Annotated in this window: 25 protein-coding genes; 17 read left to right on the top strand and 8 right to left on the bottom strand. The window is 59.2% G+C overall.

What is annotated here, in order from left to right; genetic code table 11:
* Nucleotides 1-20: 20 nt before the first annotated feature.
* From tssF to ABLX76_RS04380, 7 genes are all read left to right on the top strand, one after another.
* On the top strand, nucleotides 21-1,784 hold the full coding sequence (tssF, locus tag ABLX76_RS04410) for a type VI secretion system baseplate subunit TssF (RefSeq protein ID WP_348874071.1): 1,764 nt from the start codon (nucleotides 21-23) through the stop codon (nucleotides 1,782-1,784).
* Nucleotides 1,785-1,813: 29 nt separating this feature from the next.
* Nucleotides 1,814-2,830, top strand: coding sequence for a type VI secretion system baseplate subunit TssG (gene tssG / locus ABLX76_RS04405; RefSeq protein WP_072199222.1), 1,017 nt, complete (start codon nucleotides 1,814-1,816; stop codon nucleotides 2,828-2,830).
* On the top strand, nucleotides 2,811-3,347 hold the full coding sequence (gene tssJ / locus ABLX76_RS04400) for a type VI secretion system lipoprotein TssJ (protein ID WP_086075653.1): 537 nt from the start codon (nucleotides 2,811-2,813) through the stop codon (nucleotides 3,345-3,347). The genes tssG and tssJ overlap by 20 nt, the downstream gene beginning before the upstream one ends.
* 1 nt (nucleotide 3,348) lies before the next feature.
* Nucleotides 3,349-3,792 carry a type VI secretion system baseplate subunit TssE gene (tssE, locus tag ABLX76_RS04395; RefSeq protein ID WP_048297773.1) on the top strand — a complete coding sequence of 148 codons (444 nt, stop codon included), beginning with the start codon at nucleotides 3,349-3,351 and terminating at the stop codon, nucleotides 3,790-3,792.
* Nucleotides 3,793-3,811: 19 nt separating this feature from the next.
* On the top strand, nucleotides 3,812-5,227 hold the full coding sequence (locus tag ABLX76_RS04390) for a VasL domain-containing protein (protein WP_348874069.1): 1,416 nt from the start codon (nucleotides 3,812-3,814) through the stop codon (nucleotides 5,225-5,227).
* A 131-nt stretch (nucleotides 5,228-5,358) separates the two neighbouring features.
* Complete coding sequence (locus ABLX76_RS04385; protein ID WP_023290154.1) at nucleotides 5,359-6,273, top strand: sugar ABC transporter substrate-binding protein; 915 nt, start codon at nucleotides 5,359-5,361, stop codon at nucleotides 6,271-6,273.
* An 83-nt stretch (nucleotides 6,274-6,356) separates the two neighbouring features.
* Nucleotides 6,357-6,686 carry a DUF1869 domain-containing protein gene (locus ABLX76_RS04380; RefSeq protein ID WP_050533290.1) on the top strand — a complete coding sequence of 110 codons (330 nt, stop codon included), beginning with the start codon at nucleotides 6,357-6,359 and terminating at the stop codon, nucleotides 6,684-6,686.
* A gap of 87 nt (nucleotides 6,687-6,773) precedes the next feature.
* Here ABLX76_RS04380 and ychF read toward each other — a convergent pair whose 3' ends face one another.
* Both ychF and pth read right to left on the bottom strand, forming a co-directional pair.
* Nucleotides 6,774-7,865, bottom strand: a complete 1,092-nt coding sequence (gene ychF, locus ABLX76_RS04375) for a redox-regulated ATPase YchF (protein WP_002910443.1) — start codon at nucleotides 7,863-7,865, stop codon at nucleotides 6,774-6,776.
* Between the two features lie 117 nt (nucleotides 7,866-7,982).
* A complete protein-coding gene (gene pth / locus ABLX76_RS04370) occupies nucleotides 7,983-8,567 on the bottom strand; it encodes an aminoacyl-tRNA hydrolase (RefSeq protein WP_004180389.1) in 585 nt (194 codons plus the stop codon).
* Nucleotides 8,568-8,839: 272 nt separating this feature from the next.
* Between pth and ychH the strand changes: the two genes are divergently transcribed.
* Both ychH and ABLX76_RS04360 read left to right on the top strand, forming a co-directional pair.
* Nucleotides 8,840-9,115 carry a stress-induced protein YchH gene (gene ychH / locus ABLX76_RS04365; protein ID WP_002910437.1) on the top strand — a complete coding sequence of 92 codons (276 nt, stop codon included), beginning with the start codon at nucleotides 8,840-8,842 and terminating at the stop codon, nucleotides 9,113-9,115.
* Nucleotides 9,116-9,336: 221 nt separating this feature from the next.
* Nucleotides 9,337-10,383, top strand: coding sequence for a MerR family transcriptional regulator (locus tag ABLX76_RS04360; RefSeq protein ID WP_065881258.1), 1,047 nt, complete (start codon nucleotides 9,337-9,339; stop codon nucleotides 10,381-10,383).
* Here ABLX76_RS04360 and dauA read toward each other — a convergent pair whose 3' ends face one another.
* The 4 genes from dauA to lolB all read right to left on the bottom strand — a co-directional run bounded on the left by dauA (nucleotide 10,384) and on the right by lolB (nucleotide 14,904).
* Nucleotides 10,384-12,063 carry a C4-dicarboxylic acid transporter DauA gene (dauA, locus tag ABLX76_RS04355; protein WP_064733271.1) on the bottom strand — a complete coding sequence of 560 codons (1,680 nt, stop codon included), beginning with the start codon at nucleotides 12,061-12,063 and terminating at the stop codon, nucleotides 10,384-10,386.
* A gap of 250 nt (nucleotides 12,064-12,313) precedes the next feature.
* Nucleotides 12,314-13,261 carry a ribose-phosphate diphosphokinase gene (gene prs / locus ABLX76_RS04350; protein WP_002910407.1) on the bottom strand — a complete coding sequence of 316 codons (948 nt, stop codon included), beginning with the start codon at nucleotides 13,259-13,261 and terminating at the stop codon, nucleotides 12,314-12,316.
* 183 nt (nucleotides 13,262-13,444) lie between these two features.
* On the bottom strand, nucleotides 13,445-14,293 hold the full coding sequence (ispE, locus tag ABLX76_RS04345) for a 4-(cytidine 5'-diphospho)-2-C-methyl-D-erythritol kinase (protein ID WP_072413462.1): 849 nt from the start codon (nucleotides 14,291-14,293) through the stop codon (nucleotides 13,445-13,447).
* On the bottom strand, nucleotides 14,293-14,904 hold the full coding sequence (gene lolB / locus ABLX76_RS04340; RefSeq protein WP_023290149.1) for a lipoprotein insertase outer membrane protein LolB: 612 nt from the start codon (nucleotides 14,902-14,904) through the stop codon (nucleotides 14,293-14,295). The genes ispE and lolB overlap by 1 nt, the downstream gene beginning before the upstream one ends.
* A gap of 271 nt (nucleotides 14,905-15,175) precedes the next feature.
* On the opposite strand from lolB, the gene hemA reads away from it, so the two are divergent.
* From hemA to kdsA, 6 genes are read left to right on the top strand one after another with little or no spacing between them, the layout of a single operon-like run.
* Nucleotides 15,176-16,432: a glutamyl-tRNA reductase gene (gene hemA, locus ABLX76_RS04335; RefSeq protein ID WP_023290148.1), complete on the top strand. Its 1,257-nt coding sequence runs from the start codon at nucleotides 15,176-15,178 to the stop codon at nucleotides 16,430-16,432.
* Between the two features lie 42 nt (nucleotides 16,433-16,474).
* Nucleotides 16,475-17,557, top strand: coding sequence for a peptide chain release factor 1 (gene prfA, locus ABLX76_RS04330; protein ID WP_004203214.1), 1,083 nt, complete (start codon nucleotides 16,475-16,477; stop codon nucleotides 17,555-17,557).
* Nucleotides 17,557-18,405, top strand: coding sequence for a peptide chain release factor N(5)-glutamine methyltransferase (prmC, locus tag ABLX76_RS04325; protein ID WP_348874207.1), 849 nt, complete (start codon nucleotides 17,557-17,559; stop codon nucleotides 18,403-18,405). The genes prfA and prmC overlap by 1 nt, the downstream gene beginning before the upstream one ends.
* Entirely contained in the window at nucleotides 18,405-18,797 is a 393-nt protein-coding gene (sirB2, locus tag ABLX76_RS04320) for an invasion regulator SirB2 (protein WP_008804389.1), read from the top strand. Before prmC ends, sirB2 begins: the two co-directional genes overlap by 1 nt.
* A gap of 3 nt (nucleotides 18,798-18,800) precedes the next feature.
* Nucleotides 18,801-19,613 carry an invasion regulator SirB1 gene (sirB1, locus tag ABLX76_RS04315; RefSeq protein WP_348874065.1) on the top strand — a complete coding sequence of 271 codons (813 nt, stop codon included), beginning with the start codon at nucleotides 18,801-18,803 and terminating at the stop codon, nucleotides 19,611-19,613.
* 39 nt (nucleotides 19,614-19,652) lie between these two features.
* Entirely contained in the window at nucleotides 19,653-20,507 is an 855-nt protein-coding gene (gene kdsA / locus ABLX76_RS04310; RefSeq protein ID WP_002910393.1) for a 3-deoxy-8-phosphooctulonate synthase, read from the top strand.
* A gap of 86 nt (nucleotides 20,508-20,593) precedes the next feature.
* Here the strand turns inward: kdsA and chaA are convergent, their stop codons facing one another.
* Nucleotides 20,594-21,694, bottom strand: a complete 1,101-nt coding sequence (chaA, locus tag ABLX76_RS04305) for a sodium-potassium/proton antiporter ChaA (protein WP_065881264.1) — start codon at nucleotides 21,692-21,694, stop codon at nucleotides 20,594-20,596.
* A 263-nt stretch (nucleotides 21,695-21,957) separates the two neighbouring features.
* Between chaA and chaB the strand changes: the two genes are divergently transcribed.
* Nucleotides 21,958-22,188, top strand: coding sequence for a putative cation transport regulator ChaB (gene chaB, locus ABLX76_RS04300; protein ID WP_023290145.1), 231 nt, complete (start codon nucleotides 21,958-21,960; stop codon nucleotides 22,186-22,188).
* A gap of 136 nt (nucleotides 22,189-22,324) precedes the next feature.
* Nucleotides 22,325-23,005, top strand: coding sequence for a gamma-glutamylcyclotransferase (locus ABLX76_RS04295; protein WP_023290144.1), 681 nt, complete (start codon nucleotides 22,325-22,327; stop codon nucleotides 23,003-23,005).
* A gap of 56 nt (nucleotides 23,006-23,061) precedes the next feature.
* Here ABLX76_RS04295 and ABLX76_RS04290 read toward each other — a convergent pair whose 3' ends face one another.
* The gene (locus ABLX76_RS04290) at nucleotides 23,062-23,304 is read right to left on the bottom strand and encodes a DUF1883 domain-containing protein (protein ID WP_002910387.1); all 243 of its coding nucleotides are present in this window, start codon (nucleotides 23,302-23,304) and stop codon (nucleotides 23,062-23,064) included.
* Nucleotides 23,305-23,536 lie beyond the last annotated feature (232 nt).

The following is a 23,536-nucleotide window of genomic DNA, read 5'->3' as shown; positions in this document are numbered from 1 at the left end:
CGAATAATGGAATAGTCATAATGGACGATTTAACCCTGCGATATTTTGACGCTGAAATGCGCTACCTGCGTGAGGCGGCAAAAGCGTTCGCGCAGGCTCACCCCGACCGGGCGGCGATGCTGGATCTCGATAAAGCCGGCACGCCGGACCCTTACGTTGAGCGCCTGTTTGAAGGCTTTGCCTTTTCCGTAGGTCGCTTGCGCGAAAAAATTGATGATGATCTGCCGGAGCTGACCGAGGGGCTGGTCAGCATGCTGTGGCCGCACTATTTGCGCACCATTCCGTCGTTATCGATCGTGGCGCTGACCCCAACGCTGCCGGCGATGAAGATGGTGGAAACGGTGCCCGCCGGGTTTGAAATAAGCTCCCGCCCACTGGGGCCGAAAAATACCGTGTGCCGGTACCGAACCACCCGCGATCTGACGCTTAATCCGCTGGCGATAGAGGAGGCGGTGATGACGGCGGAGCCGGACGGACGTTCGGTCCTGCGGCTACGCTTCACCTGTAGCGAGCTGGCAGACTGGTCGCAGACCGATCTCCGCCGCCTGCCGCTGTACCTGGGGGAAGACGCCGTTACCGGCAGCGCTCTTCATCTTTGGCTGACCCGACGCCAGGCCTCGCTGTACCTGCGCCTGCCAGGGCAGGCGGAGCGGGTAAGTCTGGACGGCTATTTTTCGCCGGGGGGATTTAGCGAGGAGGATCGTTTATGGCCGAAGGGGGAGAGCGCTTTCAGCGGCTATCAGTTGCTGCTCGAGTACTTCACCTTTCGCGAAAAATTTATGTTCGTGCAGCTAAATGGTCTGGAAAACATGACGCTACCGGCGGGGATAGCGCATTTCACGCTTGAGGTGGTGTTCAGCGAGGTCTGGCAAAGCGATTTGCCCGTCAGCGCAAGCAGCCTGCGCCTGCACTGTGTGCCGGTGATTAACCTGTTTACCCTTGAGGCTGACCCGTTAACCATCAGCGGGCTGGAGAGCGAATACCTCCTGCGTCCGAAGCGCCTGCAGGACGGGCATACCGAAATCTATTCTGTCGACAGCGTGACCGGCTCCGGGCGCACCGGGGAGGCACGCTATGTGCCTTTCACCAGCTTTCGTCACCAGGGCGGGATGATGCGTCGCCATGCGCCGGAACGCTACTACCACACCCGCGTCAAACGGGGCGTCACCGGCATGCACGATACCTGGCTTATCCTCGGCGGACAGCAATGGGAGGCTGACCGGGCGCTGGCGCGGGAAACGGTCTCCTTGCGCATCACCGGCACTAACGGCCAGCTGCCGCGCCGGGCGCTACAGAGCACGCTGCTGGATCGCTGTGAGTCGATATCAGCCACGCCGCTTACCGTCCGTAATCTCTGTAAACCCACGCTGCCGGCATATCCCCCGGCGGAAGACCGCTACCACTGGCGGGTCATGAGCCATCTGGGCACCCGTTTTCTCAACATGATGAGCAGCGCCGAGGTACTGCGCGGTACGCTGTCGCTCTACAACTGGCGGGAGGATGAGCTCAATAACCGTCGTCTGGACGCTATTCTGGCGGTCAGCCATCACCGAATTCAGCGTTTCGAACAGGGCTTCCTGCTGCGCGGGCTGGATATCGAAGTGACGCTCGACGGCAGTGGATTTACCGGCATGGGGGATGTCCATCTGTTTGGCGACATGCTCAACCGCTTTTTCGCGCTGTATGCCGATATGAATCAGTTCAACCAGCTAACGCTCATTGTTCAACCTGAAGGAAAATGTATCCGGTGGAAAGAGAATCACAGTCTGCGCCTGCCCGGCTGATGGCGCAGCTCCGGCCTCAGTTGCCGTACATGAATTTTTACCGCTTCTGCCAGTTGCTGGAGGAGAACCATCCGAAGGCGCCGATCATCGGCAGCGGCTGGCTGGTGGGTGATGAACCCATACGCTTTCGCCCGCATCCGGGGATGGGCTTCCCGGCCGGCGAAATCCGTGGAATGGACGATCCTGACCCGCCCCGGCCGCCGGCGGTTCGCGTTGCTTTTATGGGTCTCTACGGCGTGGAATCCCCGCTACCGACCCACTATAGCGATGACATTGCGCAACGGCGGGAAGGCGTCGAGGCGACCGAGGATTTTCTCGATATCTTTAACCATCGGCTGATCGCCCAGTATTACCGTATCTGGCGCAAATATTCCTACCCGGCAACCTTTCGGGCGGGTGGCACGGACAACACCTCGCAGTATCTGCTGGGCCTGGCGGGGCTGGGTATACCGGGATGTGCCGCCGTTGCCGCAGCGCCGCTGTCGCGATTTCTGGCGTTGCTGCCGGTAATGATGCTGCCGGGGAGATCCGGGGAAGGCATGGAGGCGCTGGTGGCGCTCCTGGCCCCGGGGACCCGGGCGACGGTGTACCACCACGATCCCTGCCGGATCCCCTTGTCGCAGCCGTTAACGATGAGCATCCGCCAGCCGGTTAGCCTGCAGCATCGGCCAGTGATGGGAACTCACGCTACGGATGTGAACGGTCAGGTGTTGCTGCAGCTGGCGACGGAAAAGCCTGATGAGGTCCGCGGCTGGCTGCCCGGCGGCGAACTGTTCAGCGACCTGATGGCGCTCCTGCACGTCTGGCTCGGATCTCATCTCGACGTGCGGCTGCAGCTTTGCGTCGCCCGCCATTTACTGCCGGATGCGCAACTTTGCTGCCAGCAGGCGCATGCCGTCCAGCTCGGGAGAACGGCTGTGCTGCAACCGCTGGATGCGCAGAAGCAGGCTGACGACAGGATCACGATTTATCTGGGGCGCTATCAGCGCGTCCGGGAAAACCTCCACCGCAGGGAGAGCGATGAAGATGGCGATTACCGTAGTTAAACCCTCTGCCACGTTACTGGCATTCTTCATGGTCACCCTCTTAACCGGCTGCGGCCTGACGCAGACCGTAAAAGACGGCGCCGTTTCCGTGACCCAGTCCATTTTTTACCCCCAGGTGAAAACGCTTCATCTGGATCTTCGCGCCCGGGAAGGCGTGAATAACAACGCCAAAGGCGCCTCCCTGGCGACGGTGGTGCGTATTTACCAGCTGAAGGACCGACAGGCGTTTGACAATACTGACTACCCGTCGCTGTTTGCCGGCGATGGCCAGGCGCTGCAGGCGGACCGGGTGGCGGAAAAAGATATTCGCCTGCGTCCGGGCGAATCGGTGACCGTTGATATGCCCATGGAAACCAGCGCGCAGTTTGTGGCGGTGGCGGCCATGTTTATCGATCCAGACCTGACGCTAAATAGCTGGCGGCTGGTACTCACCCGGGACGATCTCGACCCGGCGAGACCGCGCATTATCGAAGCCAGCCAAAATCAACTGACGCTGCACCCGCTTAAGGAGAAGTGAAATGCCTCGTCCCTCCCTGTACGACATCCTCTACGGCAATTTCGCCGGCGGGCTGGACCTGAACAACGTCAGCGAAACGGATCAGGTCATCCTGTCGGTGCTCGATAACATGCAGCGCATCCTCAACTGTCGGGCCGGAACGCTGGCGCATTTGCCGGACTACGGCCTGCCGGATATGACCGCTATCCTCCAGGGCATGCCGGCGTCGGCGCATCAGCTGATGAGTACGCTGTCGGCGGTGTTGCTGAAATACGAACCGCGCCTGCAGCGGATCGCGGTGGTGATGCTCGATCAGGATGCGCCCGGCGAACTGCGCTATGCCATTGATGCTGAGCTGAAGGATATCGGTCTGGTACGTTACGGCACAGAGTTTATGCCTGAAGGCAGGGTGCTGATCCGCCACCTTAAACGTCAGCAGTACCTTGACGCCCGCTCCGCCCTCTAATCTCTCGCTGAAAGACATCATGATGACAACACATAAAGACCGCCGTTATAAAACCGGTGGCGACCCGCGCACGCTGGCTGATTTTATTGCCCTGCGTGCGGAAATGAACAAGCTCAGCCACCCGGCGCGGCCGGATATTAACTGGCCGTATGCCGAGCAGCTTGCCCGTGCGCTGCTGGAGCATCACGGCGCGGATCTGCAGACTGTCGCCTGGTATACGCTGGCCCGCGCCCGGCTGGACGGCCTGGCAGGGATCAACGAGGGGCTATCGCTGCTGGAAACGCTGCTGGCCCACCAGGGTAAAAACCTGTGGCCGCAGGCGCTCCCGGCCCGCACCGAAATCTTCCGCACCCTGAGCAAGCGACTGCGGCAGGTGATCCGCACCCTGAACCTCACCCCGGACGATCTTGCGTCGCTTAGCCAGGCTGAGTGTTCGCTGCAAACCTTCGACGCGGTGCTCCAGCGCCTTGAGATCGCGCCTGAAAACCCGCTGAGTGACCTGCGGGCGCTGCTGCGCAGCACGGCAACCCGCTTCGAGAACCTCGACCCTGCGCCAGCGCCTCCCGCCACGCCGCCGGTGGCGATGTCTGAGGCGGCACTTCCCGACGCTCTGGTCAGCGAAGAGGATGCTGCGAAGGCTGAGCCAGCGCCAGAACGACAACGTAGACCAGAGGCTGAGCCGCTGGCTCCGTCTTCACCAGCAAAGCGGCCCGCGCCAGGGATGGCATCGACTCCGGTCGCCGCGTCGCGCTGGAAGCCATTTATCGCCGGAATGGTCACCATGCTGGCGGTGTCGGGCATCGCCGTCGGTGGATGGCTGGCGCTGCGCCAGACCGATTTGCCGCCAACTGTGATGACGCAACAGGCTGGGCCGCTAGCGGACCTCCCGGGGGCATCTCCCCACGCGCCGGTCGATCTGCGCCAGGCGCAGCGCCAGCTTGACGATCTCGCCCGCCTGGCGCCGGACTGGGCGATAAGCTACGGCGACCGGCTGGTCCAGCTGGCCTTGAGCCGCTGGCCGGAACAGGCAAAGCCCCTGGCGCAGCAGTGGCAGCGGCAGCTAAGCGCTGCGGCATTGCCCGCGGAAAACCTCACCGGCTGGGCGGAGGGCATGCGTCAGCTGCAACGGCTCGCCGGTCAGCTCAATGCCCTCGACGAGCAGAAGGGGAAGTACCTGACGGTGAGCGAACTGAAAACGGCGGTGTTTGCCATTATGCAGTCGCTTAACCGCGCCGTTCCGCTGGAAGAGCAGCTGCGCGAGCTGGCCGCGCTCCCCGCAGGTCAACCCTGGCCAGCCGCCCGCGGCAGTCTCGCCGAACTGCATCTGCAACAGCTGATCGTGGAGTATGCCCTGCTGAAGCGAAAACAGCCGGCGCCACCGCCCGCTGCGCGACCCGCAACCGGTGGGCCTTCGGTGAGTGAGGCGGTGAAATAAAGTGTGCGCATGGCAACATTTTCTTTACATCATGATTGCAAGAACTCTACGCCCTTCGTAGTCTGAAAATGATTTAAATATACCGTTTAATTTTATATTGAAAATTTTATTTCGACCTCTGAGGGCATGCTATGAAGCACTGTAAAATCATCCTGTTAGTTGGCCTTCTGGCCAGTTCCGCTTCGGCATTGGCGGAGAAGATCGGCGTCTCGATGGCTTACTTCGATCAAAACTTTCTCACCATTATTCGTCAGTCCATTGAGAAAGAAGCTCATGCCCGCCAGGTCGAGGTGCAGTTCGAAGACGCCCGCGGCGACACCGGACGCCAGGCCGATCAGGTGCAGAGCTTCATTGCCTCCGGCGTGGACGCGATCATCGTTGACCCCGTGGACTCCGCCAGCACCCCGCAGCTGACGAAGATGGCGCAGCAGGCCAGGATGCCGCTGGTGTATGTGAACCGGACGCCGGGGGATAAAACGTTACCGCCTGGCGTGGTGTTTGTCGGTTCGGACGAGCGGGAGTCCGGCACATTGCAGATGGAAGCGCTGGCGAAGCTGGCGAACTACAAAGGCAACGTCGCCATCATGATTGGTAATCTCACCGATGCCGGCGCGCTGCAGCGCACCAGGGACGTAGAGCAGGTGGTGGCCAAATATCCGGCGATGAAAGTAGTGCAGAAACAGCCGGCCAACTATTCCCGCAGCGAGGGAATGGATCTGATGCAGAACTGGACAGGCAACGGGGAAGCGATTGATATTGTGGCGGCGAACAACGACGAGATGGCGATTGGCGCGGCGATGGCGCTGGAGAAGAGCCAGAAGAAGCTGCTGATCGGCGGCATCGACGCCACGCCGGATGGGCTGAAAGCGTTGGCCAGCGATAAGATCCAGGTAACGGTTTTCCAGGATGCCGTTGGTCAGGGCAAAACGGCCTTAGCGGTGGCGTTGAAGCTGATTAAAGGAGAAAAAGTCGAGTCCCATGTCTGGATCCCGTTTGAGTTAGTGACCAAAGAAAACATGCAGACCTATGTGGAAAAGAGTCATTAACGGCAAGGCAGAAATGTTCGAACTTTGCTGATAAAACCGGGCTGAGAATATGACGCCCGGGCAACGAAACCGGAGGAAAAGAGATGGCAACGGCAAAAAGCGGCTATACGCTGCAGGTGATAAAGGCAGGGCAGCAGGGGCATGTTGAAATGAGGTGGGGGCATCTCGCGGAAGTTGATACGCGCGTGGTGGCGGCGACCATCGCGCAGCATATCGGGCGACCCTCGTCTGCGGCGGATCCGCAGGAGATCAGCCTGTCGCTGACCAATGCCGCCAGCGGCATCTCGGTGGAGCTTCATCACCCGACCTCAGGGGAAAGCGCCACCCCGGCTTTTATTGAGGACGAGTTAAAAAAGATTGTGCAGATCGTTGATGGCTACGAGGCGGCAGAAGAGACCCATATCGTGGAGTAGCGCGCCGCCTTGCGCACAGGAAAAAAATCCACGCCGGAGCGTGGATTTTTTATTACTCGATGGCGGCAGAAACGCCAGCCAGCGGGATTAGACGTTGAACAGGAAGTTCATCACATCGCCATCTTTCACGATGTAGTCTTTACCTTCAGCGCGCATTTTACCGGCTTCTTTCGCGCCCTGTTCGCCTTTGTAGGCGATAAAGTCTTCATAAGCGATGGTCTGCGCGCGGATAAAGCCTTTTTCGAAGTCGGTGTGGATCTTACCGGCTGCCTGCGGCGCGGTCGCCCCGACCGGGATGGTCCATGCGCGAACTTCTTTCACCCCAGCGGTGAAGTAGGTCTGCAGGTTCAGAAGGGCGTAGCCAGCGCGGATCACGCGGTTCAGGCCCGGTTCTTCGAGACCCAGCTCAGCCATAAACTCATCACGCTCTTCATCGTCCAGTTCGGCGATGTCCGCTTCAACCGCGGCGCACACCGGCACCACTACAGACCCTTCCTGCTCGGCGATAGCGCGAACCTGATCGAGGTACGGGTTGTTCTCGAAACCGTCTTCGTTGACGTTCGCGATGTACATGGTTGGCTTGAGGGTCAGGAAGCTCAGATAGCGGATGGCCTCTTTCTCTTCTTTGGTCAGATCCAGCGCGCGCAGCATACCGGCGTTTTCCAGCTGCGGCAGGCATTTCTCCAGCGCGGCCAGCTCAACTTTCGCGTCTTTATCGCCGCCTTTGGCTTTTTTGGAGACGCGGTGAATCGCGCGCTCGCAGGTATCAAGGTCAGACAGCGCCAGCTCGGTGTTGATAACGTCGATATCTTCCGCCGGGTTCACTTTACCTGCCACGTGAATGATATTGTCGTTTTCAAAGCAGCGAACCACATGGCCGATAGCTTCGGTTTCGCGGATGTTGGTCAGGAACTGGTTGCCGAGACCTTCGCCTTTGGACGCGCCTTTCACCAGGCCCGCGATATCAACGAACTCCATGGTGGTCGGCAGGATACGCTGCGGTTTGACGATTTCAGCCAGCTTGTCCAGACGCGGATCGGGCATCGGTACGACACCGGTGTTCGGCTCAATGGTACAGAAGGGGAAGTTGGCCGCTTCAATACCCGCTTTGGTGAGCGCATTGAACAGGGTGGATTTGCCGACGTTGGGCAAACCGACGATACCGCATTTGAATCCCATGATTTAAATCACCTTAATCTTTGGATAATCAATCTGTTATCAGGAACAGATTGCAGAAAATTGAATAGCTTTGCCTATTATACACGGTGCGCGGCAAAAATGCCGCACGACAACGGCTTATTGCGCCTTAAAGGCGTGTAAACGGTTGGTCGCTTTAGTGAGACCATCCTTTAACCAGATTTCCGTACAGCGCGCCGCTTCGTCGACGGCATCATCAATCAGTTTCTGCTCGCTGGCCGGTGGTTTGCCGAGGACAAAGCCGACAACCTTGTTTTTGTCGCCCGGATGGCCGATCCCGACGCGTAAGCGGTGAAAGTTCGGGTTATTGCCGAGCTTGCTGATGATGTCTTTCAGGCCGTTGTGGCCGCCATGGCCGCCGCCAAGTTTAAATTTCGCCACGCCCGGCGGCAAATCCAGCTCATCATGGGCAACCAGAATTTCGTCCGGGTTGATGCGATAAAAGGTCGCCATCGCGGCCACGGCTTTACCGCTAAGGTTCATAAAGGTGGTGGGCACCAGCAGGCGAACATCCTCGCCCGCCAGGTTGATGCGCGAGGTATAGCCGAAGAATTTGCTCTCTTCGCGCAGCGGCGCGCGATGGCGATCCGCCAGTAAATCCACATACCAGGCGCCAGCGTTGTGCCGGGTGGCGGCATATTCCGCACCGGGGTTGGCCAGGCCGACAATCAGTTTAATGGTCACGTTTTCTTTCCTGCATGGGGCATTCTCTGCCGCGTAGTGTACTGTCTGCGGGCGCGCTTGACAAAGTTCTGGCCTCGAGACAATACCAGCATTGATGATTTACTCTCTAAACCATTAGAATTTGATATTGTTCATAGGCTTATTTGTAAATTTTTGTCTATTTGCTGTTCACTAATGTGATCGTGGGCGCACTCCACAGAAGAGACCTTGTCTATACTACACCTATAAGATTTGGGGACATTCCCTGGCAACCCAAAGTCCGGAGGTGACACATGAAACGCAAAAACGCTTCGTTACTCGGTAACGTACTCATGGGGTTAGGGTTGGTGGTGATGGTTGTGGGGGTGGGTTACTCCATTCTGAACCAGCTTCCGCAGCTTAACCTGCCACAATTCTTTGCGCATGGCGCAATCTTAAGCATCTTCGTTGGTGCGGTGCTCTGGCTGGCCGGTGCCCGTATTGGCGGCCACGAGCAGGTCAGCGACCGCTACTGGTGGGTGCGCCACTACGATAAACGCTGCCGTCGTAATCAGCATCGCCACAGCTAACCGTAGCATGATTCCCGCATCGGTCCCTGAAGACCGATGCGTTTTACTGTGCCTCTCGTTATCTCTTCTTCTTTTTCCCGCCATTTGACGACCCCCGTTCCGACCTGAGCTTCGGGATGCTATGGTTGCCGCCAAAAGTGAATATCAAGCGCGTTTTTCGCTTGACCCTGACGTTACGTCAGGCAGCAGAGTAGCGGACCTGGCCACAGAGAGGAGCAGTCATGTTAATTCAGGTGGGAGAGCTGGCGAAGCGCGCCGGGCTGACGGTGCGTACGCTGCATCATTATGAACAGACGGGGCTGTTAACGCCTTCGGCCAGAAGCGAGGCGGGCTATCGGCTCTATAACCTGTCCGCGGTTCAGCGCCTGCATATGATCAAGGCGCTGGCGCAGACCGGGCTGACGCTCGCCACCATTAAGGACTATCTCGATCGGCGAACGCTGTCGCTGCCCGAACTGCTGACGCAGCAGATAGAGACGCTTAATGACCAACTGCGCGATGTCGGCAGGCTGCGCGACCGGCTGTTGGCGCTGCGCGAGGCGCTGGCGAGCGGCAATGAACCCGATCTGGAGTCCTGGCTACAGACGCTGGAGTTAATGAAAATGTACGATCGTTGGTTTAGTCAACAGGAGTTAGCCGTGCTGCCGTTTGCGGCACAGGATGAACAGCGCGCGCAGGCGTGGCGCGAGCTAACAGAGGAGGTGCAGACGCTGATGGCGAGCGGCTGCCCGACGGACAGTCCGCAGGCGATGAGTCTGGCGACGCGCTGGATGGAGCGCCTGGAGCAGGATACGGCCGGGCGCCCGGAGTTTCTGACCCGCCTGAACGAGATGCATGCCGCCGAGCCGCAAATGGTTGAACAGACCGGCGTCACCCCGGCCATCATTGCCTTTATCACCGAAGCCTTTGCCGAAAGCAAACTGGCCATCTGGGCGCGGTATCTCGACGACGAGGAGATGGCGTTCACCCGCCGGCACTACTTCGACCGGCTACAGGAGTGGCCAGCGCTGGTGGCGAAGCTGCATCAGGCGTGCCGTGAGGGCGTAGCGCCGGACTCGGCGTCGGGTCAGGCGCTGGCCCGGGCGTGGCTTGAGCTGTTTCAGTCCTACGCCGGCACCCGGCCGCAGACGCTGCAGAAGTTTCGTCAGGCAATGGAGCAGGAGCCGCATTTGATGAAGGGCACCTGGATGACGCCGGCGGTGCTGCGCTGGCTGCAGCAGGCGACCGGAGCCTTGATGCGGCAGGCGCAGGGGCCTGCCGCCGGGTGATCACAGGTCAGCCAGCGCGGCCTGACGATCGGGGTAGAAGCTCAGGCGTCCGGGCAGCGGCTTGACGCCGGCGCGCGCTAACGTGCGTAGCGGCTGAAATTCGAGGTTAGATACGCGCAATTCACAGCCTTCCGGCAGCTTGTTCACAAAGCGCTGGAAGGCATCCAGACCGCCGGCGTCGAGAACCGGCACCGCGTCCCACTTCAGCACCACGATGCGCTTGCCGGCGATTCGGGTCTCCAGGTCGTTGAATAGACCTTCGGCGGCGGCAAAGAACAGCGGACCGATCACCCGCAGCACCAGCACGTCGTCTGGCACTTCGACGTTGACCGGCGCCAGATGGGTCATGCGCGCGATACGGCGCATAAATAACAGCGAAGCCAGCACGATCCCGACGCTGATGGCGATCACCATATCAAACAGCACCGTCAGCGACATGCACATCAGCATCACCACAATGTCGTCCTTCGGCGCGTGGCGCAGCAGATTGATGACTTTATGCGCCTCGCTCATGTTCCATGCCACCATCAGCAGCAGGGCGGCCATCGCCGACAGCGGCAGCCAGGAGAGCAGCGGGGCGAGGATCAGCAGCGCCATGATCACCAGCAGGGCGTGGATCACGGCGGCGACCGGCGATGTGGCGCCGGCGCGGACGTTCGCCGCCGAGCGGGCAATCGCCGCGGTGGCGGTGATCCCGCCGAAGAAAGGCGCAACGATGTTGCCCAGCCCCTGGCCAATCAGCTCGCTGTTGGCTTTATGTTTGGTACCGGTCATGCCGTCGAGCACCACCGCGCACAGCAGAGATTCAATAGCGCCCAGCATCGCCATGGAGAAAGCCGCGGGCAGCAGCGCCTGCAGCGAAGCCCAGCTCAGGGTAAAGTTGGAACCCGGCATATCCCAGGGCAGCACCAGCTGCGGCAGCAGCTGCGGAATGCCGTTGCCCTGAGTGCCGTCCGCCAGCTGATAGTGGAACTGCGAGCCGATCGTCGCCACATCGCCGCCGAGCAAGTTGACGACCAGCATCACCCCACAGCCGGCCAGCAGCGCCGGGAGGTGGCCCGGCAGACGGATACCCAGCCGCGGCCAAAGGATCAGGGTGCCGAGGGTGACGACGCCGATGGCGGCGTCCCCGACGTTAATGGTCGGCAGGGCCATCGCCAGCGCCGCCACTTTCTGCAGATAATGCTCCGGCACATGGGGCATCTGCAGGCCGAGGAAATCTTTAATCTGCATGGTACCGATGGTGATACCGATCCCGGAGGTGAAGCCGAGGGTGACCGACAGCGGGATATATTCGATCAGGCGGCCAAAGCGCGCCAGGCCGAAAAGCATTAAAAAGATCCCCGACATCAGCGTCGCCACCAGCAGCCCCGCCAGGCCGAACTGCTGGGAAACCGGATAGAGGATCACCACAAAGGCGGCGGTCGGTCCGGAAACGCTAAAGCGCGACCCGCCGGTTAAGGCGATCACAATCCCTGCCACCGCTGAGGTATAGAGGCCGTACTGCGGCGGCACACCGCTGCCAATCGCCAGCGCCATCGCCAGCGGAATCGCAATGATCCCGACGGTGATCCCGGCGATCAGGTCGCGGGTAAAGCGGGCAGTGGTGTACTTTTCTTTCCAGCAAGCGTCGATGAGGGCGCGGAAAGGCATCACATGTGAGGAAAATAATCTGTTCACAATAATGTTTCATCCATGAGCGCATCATCTGTCAACTGAATGGCAGGTGAAGGAGGCATCGGTCATTGCCACATCATCCTTCGGGATGCCTCTGTATTGGCTGCGTTCATTTACCCTGGTCACGTACTGCCTGTACGCTCCCGGGGATTCATTCACTTGCCGCCTTGACGCATGCCGAATGATTTTGTGGAAGAATTAAAAATTCAGAGACAAAAAAACCCGCCGCAGCGGGTTTTTGTGCTCGGCTCGATTAATGTTCGAACATAGCAGAGATTGATTCTTCATTGCTGATACGGCGAATAGCTTCAGCCAGCATACCGGAGAGCGTCAGAGTACGCACTTTATCCAGCGCTTTAATTTCTGGTGCCAGCGGAATGGTATCGCAGACGACAAATTCATCGATCACAGAGTTTTTAATGTTCTGGATAGCGTTGCCGGAGAAGATCGGGTGCGTCGCGTAAGCGAATACGCGTTTCGCGCCGCGCTCTTTCAGCGCTTCTGCCGCTTTACACAGGGTGCCGCCGGTGTCGATCATATCGTCGACCATCACGCAGTCACGACCCGCGACGTCGCCGATGATATGCATCACCTGGGAGACGTTGGCGCGCGGACGGCGCTTGTCGATGATAGCCATATCGGTATCGTTCAGCAGTTTAGCGATAGCGCGAGCACGAACCACGCCGCCGATGTCCGGAGAAACCACGATCGGGTTGTCCAGGTTCAGCTGCAGCATATCTTCCAGCAGGATTGGGCTGCCGAACACGTTATCAACTGGCACATCGAAGAAGCCCTGGATCTGTTCTGCGTGCAGGTCAACGGTCAGTACGCGGTCAACGCCGACGCTGGACAGGAAATCTGCCACCACTTTCGCGGTGATTGGCACACGAGCAGAACGAACACGACGGTCCTGACGAGCATAACCGAAGTAAGGGATAACGGCGGTGATACGACCTGCCGAAGCACGACGCAGAGCATCAACCATAACAACCAGTTCCATCAGGTTGTCATTGGTGGGAGCACAAGTGGACTGGATGATGAAAATATCACCACCGCGTACGTTTTCATTGATTTGTACGCTGACTTCGCCGTCGCTAAAACGACCTACAGCGGCGTCGCCAAGAGAAGTGTACAGGCGGTTGGCAATACGTTGTGCTAGTTCCGGGGTGGCGTTACCAGCAAAAAGCTTCATATCAGGCACGAGAAGAACCTCAGGCATGCGTCCAGTGGTGGATGAATGGGCCAATAATGTGCGGGCTGGCGCCATTCGATCCAGTCGGTGTATTTAAAGAGCACGATGCAACGTCTGGAACAGGGTGACGTTGTCACCGTAACTCAATTTCCCCGGCTGACTCATGAACGATGCGCCCTCACGGCGCAGGATTCAGAGCAGGGCCTGCTTGAGCGGCGAGAGGTTTACTCCGCGCGCCACAAAGCCATTTAGCCATGCCGGGGCAGTGTCCAGCACCTGACGGGCAGCGGATTCGGTGTTAAATTCAGCAAACACACAGGCCCCTGTGCCGGTCAGGCGTGACGGCGCATATTCTAACAGCCAGGAAAGCGCGGCATCAACCTCGCGAAAACGTTTTCTTGCGATAAGCTCGCAATCGTTGCTGAATTCACAATTTAATAACGTATTAATTGACCGGCGCGGGGTATTTCGTGGTAGCTCCGGGTCGCGAAAAATGATCGGCGTCGGAATACTGACGCCCGGATGGGCCACCAGGTACCATTTTTCCTCGGGCTCCACCGGCGTCAGAATTTCACCTACCCCCTCGGCAAAGGCTGCATGGCCGCGCACGAAGACCGGCACATCGGCCCCCAGCTGCAGGCCCAGGGTCGCCAGCTCATCTTCCGAGAGTCCGCAGCCCCAGAGATGGTTGAGCGCCACCAGCACGGTGGCGGCATTGGACGAGCCGCCCCCCAGGCCGCCGCCCATCGGCAGGCGCTTATCGATACTGATATCGGCGCCGCTGCCCGCCGGCAGGCGGCCGCTTTCGCCGGCGGCGCGCATCAGCAGACGCGCGGCGCGAACGATCAGATTCTCTTCGTCCGGCACCCCGGCCACCGGCGTCAGCAGGCGCAGTTCGCCGTCAGCGCGCGGTTCGATGGTCAGCGTATCGCCGTAGTCGAGGAACTGAAACAGCGTCTGCAGGGTGTGGTAACCATCAGCCCGCTGGCCGGTGATATATAAAAACAGATTCAGTTTTGCAGGTGAGGGCCAGCGGCTCATCATTTCACGATCCAGTTATCCATCTTCAGCTTGATGCGCTGGGCGCCATTGTTCAGCTCGACATTAGACGGCAGGGCGGGCTGGGTATCGCTGGTGTAGCCGCCGTAGGTGACGTGCCAGGTTTTGCCGTTTTGCGTGTAGTTCAGTTCACGCAGACGGTACCGATCGTCCAGCGAATAGTCGGTGGCGTCGCCCGGCAGGCCGATGATCCACTGGCGCAGGCTGTTCAGCGGGATCGGCATCCCGGTCAGGCGGCCAATCATCTCTTCGGCATCGGTGGCGGTGTAGGTCTGGCCTTTGTTGTCGATCAACTGCACGCTGCCAGGCTGCGCGGTCAGCGACAGCTCGGTGCTGCCCAGTGGGTTGGTCAGCAGCAGGCGATAGCGGTCCTGGCCGGTCTGCTGCCAGAAGAAGCGGGCATAGACTTTTTGCTCATCAGAGAGATAGGCAAACGCCCCGCGGGTCTGGAACTGGTTGAGGCTGCGAACAGCCTGCTGGTGCTGGCGCCACTGCGGCGAATCCGGGCTTTTGCCAGGCCCCTCGGGGGTATGAACAGAACAAGCGGTCAGGACGAGGCTGGCCAGCGGCAGCAGGCGGAACAGTCGATTCATAATGATGACAAATCCTTGATGTCTACAGTGAAATCCGGCGGCAGGGGAACAGCGGGCCGATTTGTGTAGCAGGTTACATTTATAATCCTTAATGCTAGCGTCGCCGGGCGATAGCGTCTACGTTCAAGTTGTCTGAAATCAAAAAATTAACCTTAATGGCGGTCTTGCTTTGGCTATTACTCCAAAAGGGGAGCCTCTCTTTTATTGATTACGCGCATCCTGTATGATGCACTCAGACTAACCTTAGCAACGCTGGTACTACTCCCTCACAATGACCCTTTTAGCTCTTGGCATCAATCACAAAACAGCTCCGGTCGCCCTGCGAGAACGCGTCGCGTTTTCGCCGGAAACGCTCGATAAGGCGCTGGAGAGCTTGCTGGCTCAGCCGATGGTGCAGGGTGGGGTGGTGCTGTCGACCTGCAACCGCACAGAACTCTATCTCAGCGTCGAAGAGCAGGATAACCTGCAGGAAGCGCTGATCCGCTGGCTGTGCGATTACCACGGCCTCAATGAAGAAGACCTGCGTAAAAGCCTCTACTGGCACCAGGATAACGACGCCGTCAGCCATCTGATGCGCGTCGCCAGCGGCCTTGATTCGCTGGTGCTGGGCGAACCGCAGATCCTCGGTCAGGTGAAAAAAGCCTTCGCCGATTCCAGCCGCGGCCATCTTAACGTCAGCGAACTGGAGCGGATGTTCCAGAAATCGTTCTCGGTGGCCAAGCGCGTGCGTACCGAAACCGATATCGGCGCCAGCGCCGTTTCCGTCGCGTTCGCCGCCTGTACCCTGGCGCGGCAAATCTTTGAATCCCTGTCGAGCGTGACGGTGCTGCTGGTCGGCGCCGGTGAAACCATCGAACTGGTGGCGCGCCATCTTCGCGAACATCACGTGCGCAAAATGGTGATCGCCAACCGCACTCGTGAACGCGCCCAGGCGCTGGCGGAAGAAGTGGGCGCCGAGGTGATTGCCCTCAGCGATATCGACGAACGGCTGAAAGAGGCCGACATCATCATCAGCTCCACCGCCAGCCCGCTGCCGATCATCGGCAAAGGCATGGTGGAACGTGCGCTCAAGGCGCGGCGCAACCAGCCGATGCTGCTGGTGGATATCGCCGTCCCGCGCGACGTCGAACCGGAGGTCGGCAAACTGGCTAACGCTTACCTCTACAGCGTCGACGATCTGCAAAACATCATTCAGCATAACCTGGCGCAGCGTAAGGCCGCGGCGGTGCAGGCGGAATCGATCGTCGAGCAGGAGACCAGCGAATTTATGGCCTGGCTGCGCGCGCAGAGCGCCAGCGAGACCATTCGCGAATACCGTTCTCAGTCCGAGCAGGTCCGTGAGGAGCTGACGGCGAAGGCGCTGGCCGCGCTGGAGCAGGGCGGTGATGCCCAGGAAATTATGCAGGATCTGGCGCGTAAACTCACCAACCGCCTGATCCACGCGCCAACCAAATCACTTCAGCAGGCCGCCCGTGACGGGGACGACGAACGCCTGCATATTCTGCGCAACAGCCTCGGGCTGGAATAGCGCACCTTTCTCTTATTTTCAGGACAGGGTGAATTCACGCCTATGAAGTCTTCTATTGTTGCCAAACTGGAAGCGTTGTACGAGCGCCACGAAGAAGTGCAGGCGCTGCTCGGCGATGCCGCGACGATTGCCGATCAGGATAAATTCCGCGCGCTGTCGCGGGAGTATGCTCAACTAAGCGATGTGGCGCGCTGCTATACCGACTGGCGTCAGGTGCAGGAGGATATTGAAACCGCGCAGATGATGCTCGACGATCCGGAAATGCGCGAAATGGCGCAGGAAGAGCTGCGGGACGCCAAAGATAAAGGCGAACAGCTGGAGCAACAGCTACAGGTCCTGCTCCTGCCGAAAGATCCTGATGACGAGCGTAACGCCTTCGTGGAAGTGCGCGCCGGGACCGGCGGCGACGAAGCGGCGCTGTTTGCCGGCGATCTGTTCCGCATGTACACCCGTTACGCGGAATCGCGCCGCTGGCAAGTGGAGATCCTCAGCGCCAACGAAGGTGAACACGGCGGCTTTAAAGAGGTGATCGCCAAGATCAGCGGCGACGGCGTTTATGGTCGGCTCAAATTTGAATCCGGCGGCCATCGCGTGCAGCGCGTGCCGGCCACCGAGTCGCAGGGGCGTATCCACACCTCCGCCTGTACGGTGGCGGTGATGCCGGAGCTGCCGGAGGCGGAAATGCCGGATATCAACCCGGCGGATCTGCGCATCGATACGTTCCGTTCCTCCGGCGCGGGCGGTCAGCACGTTAACACCACCGACTCGGCGATCCGTATTACCCACCTGCCCACCGGCATCGTGGTGGAGTGTCAGGACGAACGTTCCCAGCATAAAAACAAAGCCAAGGCGCTGTCGGTGCTGGGGGCGCGGATCCGCGCCGCCGAAGTGGCCAAGCGTCAGCAGGCGGAAGCCTCCACGCGCCGCAACCTGCTGGGCAGCGGCGACCGCAGCGATCGAAACCGTACCTACAACTTCCCGCAGGGCCGCGTGACCGACCACCGCATCAACCTGACCCTTTACCGTCTCGATGAGGCGATGGAGGGCAAACTCGACATGCTGATTGAGCCGATAGTCCAGGAACATCAGGCCGATCAGCTGGCGGCGCTGTCCGAGCAGGAATGATGACCTTTCAGGCCTGGCTGCAGCAGGCAATCGCCTGCCTGGCGGAGAGCGACAGTCCGCGACGCGACGCCGAGATCCTGCTAGGACACGTCACCGGTCGGGCGCGCACCTGGATCCTGGCCTTCGGCGAAACGACGCTGTCCGCCGACGAGGCGACGACGCTGGAGGCGCTCCTGCAGCGACGCCAGCGCGGGGAGCCCATCGCCCATCTGGTCGGGCAGCGGGAGTTCTGGTCGCTGCCGCTGTTTGTCTCCCCGGCGACGCTGATCCCCCGCCCGGATACCGAATGTCTGGTGGAGCAGGCGCTGGCGCGTCTGCCCGTCGCGCCGTGCCGTATTCTCGACCTCGGCACCGGGACCGGCGCCATTGCCCTGGCGCTGGCCAGCGAACGTCCTGACTGTGAAGTGATCGCGGTGGACGTGATGCCGGACGCCGTGGCGCTGGCGTTGCGTAATGCCGCCCATCTGGGCATTGCTAACGTGACGATACGGCAAAGCGACTGGTTCAGTGCGCTGGCCGGGCAGCGCTTCGCCATGATCGTCAGCAATCCCCCCTATATCGACGCCGCCGACCCGCATCTTGCCGAAGGCGATGTGCGTTTTGAGCCGTTGACGGCGCTGGTGGCAGGCGACCAGGGGCTGGCCGATTTGGCGCAGATTATCCGCGAGGGGCGGCAGTATCTGCAGCCCGGCGGCTGGATGCTGCTGGAGCATGGCTGGATCCAGGGCGAAGCGGTACGCGCCCTGTTCCGCGAGGCGGGCTATCTGGATGTCGCGACCTGCCGCGACTATGGCGACAATGAGCGTCTGACCCTCGGACGTTTACCCGACATGGAGAACGTTGGCTGATGAACTTATTCACGGCTGTCCTCTACCTGCACATCGCCAGCGTGGTGGTGTCGGTAGGATTGTTCGTTTTACGTTACTGGTGGATGTATCACCAGAGCCCGCTGCTGAACCAGCGGTGGGTGCGAATTGCGCCGCACTGCAGCGATACGCTGCTGTTTCTCAGCGGTGCGGGATTAATGGCGATAACGCACTACCTGCCGTTCACAGAAGACGGCGCATGGCTGACTGAAAAGCTGTTTGGCGTTATCATTTACATCGCATTAGGTTTTATCGCGCTGGGCCGTCGTCGTCCGCGCAGCCAGCAGAGCCGCTTTATCGCGTTCCTGCTGGCGCTGGTGGTGTTGTTTATCATTATTCAACTCGCCATCACAAGAATACCGATACTGGGGTAGGTCATGGGGTCATTAGCGGATTTCGAATTTAACAAAGCGCCATTGTGTGATGGCATGGTCCTCATTTCTGAACAGGTCCGCGACGATTTTCCGACGCGTTTTGTCGAGGAAGAGCTGCAGCGGCTGCTGCGCCTCGCGCAGGAGGAGATTGCGCCTTCGTGGGACCAGGAACGCCAGATAGAACGCCTGCTGGCGCTGTTTTACGAGGAGTGGGGCTTTGGCGCCTCGCAGGGCGTTTATCGTCTATCCGACGCGCTATGGCTCGATAAAGTGCTGGTCAACCGCCAGGGGAGCGCGGTGTCATTAGGCGCGATCCTGCTGTGGATCGCTCAGCGCCTGGGGCTGCCGGTGGTGCCGGTGATCTTCCCGACCCAGATGCTGCTGCGCGCGGACCCGGAAACCAGCGAAGAGATGTGGCTGATTAATCCGTTCGACGGCGAAACCCTCGACGAACATACCCTGGAGGTATGGCTGAAGGGCAACATCGGGCCGGTGGCGGAACTGTTTAATGAAGATCTCGACGAAGCGGATAACGCCGAGGTGATCCGCAAGCTGCTGGACACCCTGAAGTCGGCGCTGATGGAAGAGCGGCAGATGGAGCTGGCCCTGCGCGCCAGCGAAGCGCTGCTGCAGTTTAACCCGGAAGATCCGTATGAGATCCGCGACCGCGGGCTGATATACGCCCAGCTGGATTGCGATCACGTGGCGCTGCTGGACCTGAGCTATTTTGTCGAACAGTGTCCGGAGGATCCGATCAGCGAGATGATCCGCGCACAAATCAACACGATTTCGCACAAACAAATTACATTGCATTAGTCTGGAACCATTCCGGTTACACCCTGATAAGGCGAATTTATGAAACAAAAAGTGGTTAGCATTGGTGATATCAACGTAGCGAACGACCTGCCGTTCGTGCTGTTCGGAGGGATGAACGTGCTGGAGTCACGCGATCTGGCGATGCGCATCTGCGAACATTACGTCACCGTTACGCAGAAGCTTGGCATCCCCTACGTCTTCAAAGCCTCCTTTGATAAAGCCAACCGTTCCTCCATTCACTCCTATCGTGGGCCGGGTCTGGAAGAAGGGATGAAGATTTTCCAGGAGCTGAAGCAGACCTTTGGCGTGAAAATCATCACCGACGTTCATGAAGCCAGCCAGGCGCAGCCGGTGGCTGACGTCGTGGACGTGATCCAGCTTCCCGCCTTCCTCGCGCGCCAGACTGACCTGGTGGAAGCGATGGCCAAAACCGGAGCGGTGATCAACGTCAAGAAACCGCAGTTCGTCAGCCCGGGCCAGATGGGTAACATCGTCGATAAATTCATCGAAGGTGGTAACGACAAAGTGATCCTCTGCGACCGCGGCGCTAACTTCGGTTACGACAACCTGGTGGTGGATATGCTCGGCTTCGGCGTGATGAAGAAAGCCTCCAACAACTCGCCGGTTATTTTCGACGTCACCCACGCGCTGCAGTGCCGCGACCCGTTTGGCGCTGCCTCCGGCGGTCGCCGCGCGCAGGTGAGCGAGCTGGCCCGCGCTGGTATGGCGGTGGGTATCGCCGGTCTGTTTATCGAAGCGCATCCGGATCCGGACCACGCGAAATGCGACGGCCCGTCCGCGCTGCCGCTGGATAAACTGGAGCCGTTCCTCAAGCAGATGAAAGCGATTGACGATCTGGTGAAAAGCTTCGACGAGCTGGATACCAGCAAGTAAGCCTGACCGCATCACTGAAAAAGCCTGCCGGCGTCAAAACCGGCAGGCTTTTTTTCGCCCGGACTCCGCCGGACGGGCAAGCGGGGTCAGGCGAAAATGGTCATCAGGTAGGCGGCGAACAGCGCCAGATGGGCCGCGCCGTTCAGCACATTGGTGCGTCCGGTGGAGAAGGAGATATGGCACAGCACCAGCGAGGCGACCATCACCACCATCTCCGGCGCGCCAAGGCCAAAGCGCAGCTCATTGCCGGTCAGGAAGGCGATGAGGGTGACCACCGGGACCGTCAGCGAGATGGTGGCCAGCACGGAGCCGAAGAACAGGTTCATCGCCCGCTGTACCTGATTGTTGAGCACCGCTTTGAGCGCGCCAAGGCCTTCCGGCGACAGGATCAGCAAGGCCACGAGGAAGCCGGTGAAGGCCACCGGGGCATCCATGCTGGTCAACAGCGTTTCCAACGGGTTGGCGTTCATTTTAGTAACGGCGATCACCGCCACCAGGTGCACCAGCAGCCAGGCGGTATGCCACCCGCTGCTGTGGGCGGACGGTTTACCGTGGTGCGGGTCGTCATCATCGCCGTCGTCTTCATGCTCATAAACAAACAGACTCTGATGGGTTTTGGTCTGAATAAGCAGGAAAACGCCGTACATGGCCGCCGAAATCACCGCCACCAGCAGCGATTGCCCGGTGCTGAAGTTCGCGCCCGGCAGCGCCATGGGAAACACCAGCACGATAATCGCCAGCGGAAACAGGGCGATAAGATACTGCTTAATGCCGAACAGATTCATATATTGGGTGGCGAATTTACGCCCGCCCAGCAGCAGGGAGAAACCGACCAGACCGCCGGTGACGATCATAATGATGGAGTAGAGCGTATCACGCATCAGGGTCGGCGCGGCGTCGCCGGTGGCCATCAACGCGGAGATCAGACTGACCTCAAGGATAACCACCGACAGGCTGAGAATCAGGGAGCCGTAGGGTTCGCCCAGGCGGTGGGCTAGGACGTCGGCGTGGCGGACCACGCTGAAGGCGCTGCTTAAAATACCGACCAGCGCGAGGATATTAATCGCGATAACCACTGGCAGTGACTGGCTGCTGCCCCAGAAAAACAGCACCGCCAGCGCCAGCACCGGAAAGACGAGGGAAGACTCCTTATGGCGGGTTTTTACCGCCTCATGTGCATGGGTCATGAACCATCTCCATTTATGCAGGTGTTATAATTATAAAAACGCAGGGCGATAAAGTAACAGATTTTGCTAAATTTCTGCTGAATTTTTACTTAAGTTTACGGGTATCGAGAGATATCTTGATTAGTTTATTATAATTTGCGATTACGCTATTTTTATACTTATTATTCAGATGATTACTAAAATTAATTTTTAACTCATCCTCGGCTTGATAGCCTGCCGCCTGCGTTCCAGACTTAAATTTTATGCTCAAACAGGAGGTCATTATGCCCTATAACAGTAAACAAGAGCTCCCCGACAGCGTTCAGCATGTTCTGCCTGCCCATGCGCAGGAAATTTATAAAGAAGCGTTTAACAGCGCCTGGGATCAATATAAAGATAAAGACGAGCGGCGCGATGACGCCAGCCGTGAAGAGACGGCGCACAAAGTCGCCTGGGCGGCGGTGAAGAACAGCTACGAAAAAGGCGATGACGATAAGTGGCATAAGAAAAAATAATTGCTGACGCCGCTTTTATGCTTGCCAGCGCCCCGCTGATTGCTTATTGAAAGATAAAGCTGGATAATATTTCAGCAATATTGACGGATGCATGAGACGAACGCCGGGAAGCGGGCAGTGGCGGAGGTAGTAAACAGTGTTAACTCGTGATTTCTTGATGAATGCGGATTGTAAGACAGCGTTTGGCGCTATTGAGGAATCGCTACTCTGGTCGGCAGAACAACGCGCAGCCTCGCTGGCGGCGACGCTGGCCTGCCGCCCGGATGATGGCTCAGTATGGATCTTTGGCTACGGTTCGCTTATCTGGAACCCGGCGCTCAATTATCGCGAGTCCTGCACCGGCACGCTGCCGGGCTGGCACCGCGCGTTTTGCCTGCGGTTGACCGCCGGGCGCGGGAGCGCCTGCCAGCCGGGACGTATGCTGGCCCTGAAAGAGGGCGGTCGAACCACCGGCGTCGCTTATCGTCTGCCGGACGACACGCTGGAAGAAGAGCTGACGCTGCTGTGGAAACGGGAGATGATTACCGGCTGCTATCTGCCCACCTGGTGCAAGCTGGAGCTGGACGACGGGCGGACGGTAAATGCGCTGGTGTTTATTATGGATCCGCGTCATCCGCTGTTTGAGCCGGATACCAGCGCCCAGGTCATTGCTCCGCTGATCGCCCGGGCCAGCGGGCCGCTCGGCACCAACGCTCAGTACCTGTTTTCGCTGGAACAGGCGTTGAGTAAGCTCGGGATGCACGACGCCAGTCTTGATGATCTGGTGGCCAGCGTCCGCGCGCTGTTGGGCGACAGCCCGACGCCGGGCCTGGCCTGAGCGCGCGGAAAAGAAAAACGCCCGGCATGGCCGGGCGTGTGTTAAGGCAGTGACTGTCAGGCCGGAACGTAGCTGATGGAGTGCTCCAGTGACTGGCTGTGACTGTCGATAAGCACGTTCCAGGTGCCGCTGTAGGGCACCGTCAGATAGGCGCTGTCCCGATCCTGCACGCTCAGAATATCCGCATGGCTGTCGCCAGGAACCTTCGCGCTCATCAGATGAATATGGCAGCGCTCTGAGCAACGCACCACCAGCGTGTCACCGCCAAACAACGTCAAACTTGCTTTTACCATCGCCATTTTTGTACCCCGTTTCTGTCCCGCTACAGCATCCTGCCCACCCAGTCCTCGCGTGATATTGTTCACACTTTGCTCTGTGCATCACACCAAACGGCGCGGGTCGGGATGCTGATTTTGATCAAAAAAAGGGATAAAGATTAAACAAAAATGACGTTGTTCCTGAAAGCATTCAGCTAACGTTTTTTTTACCTCTTCAGGCGGCGAAACCTGATATTTCCTGCCGTTCGGCGGC

It is taken from the genome of Klebsiella sp. JB_Kp004 (genome assembly GCF_040065795.1).
In the GTDB taxonomy this organism is placed as follows: domain Bacteria; phylum Pseudomonadota; class Gammaproteobacteria; order Enterobacterales; family Enterobacteriaceae; genus Klebsiella; species Klebsiella quasipneumoniae.
Note: the sequence above shows the minus strand (reverse complement) of the source record. Positions and strands in the feature narration are given on the sequence as shown.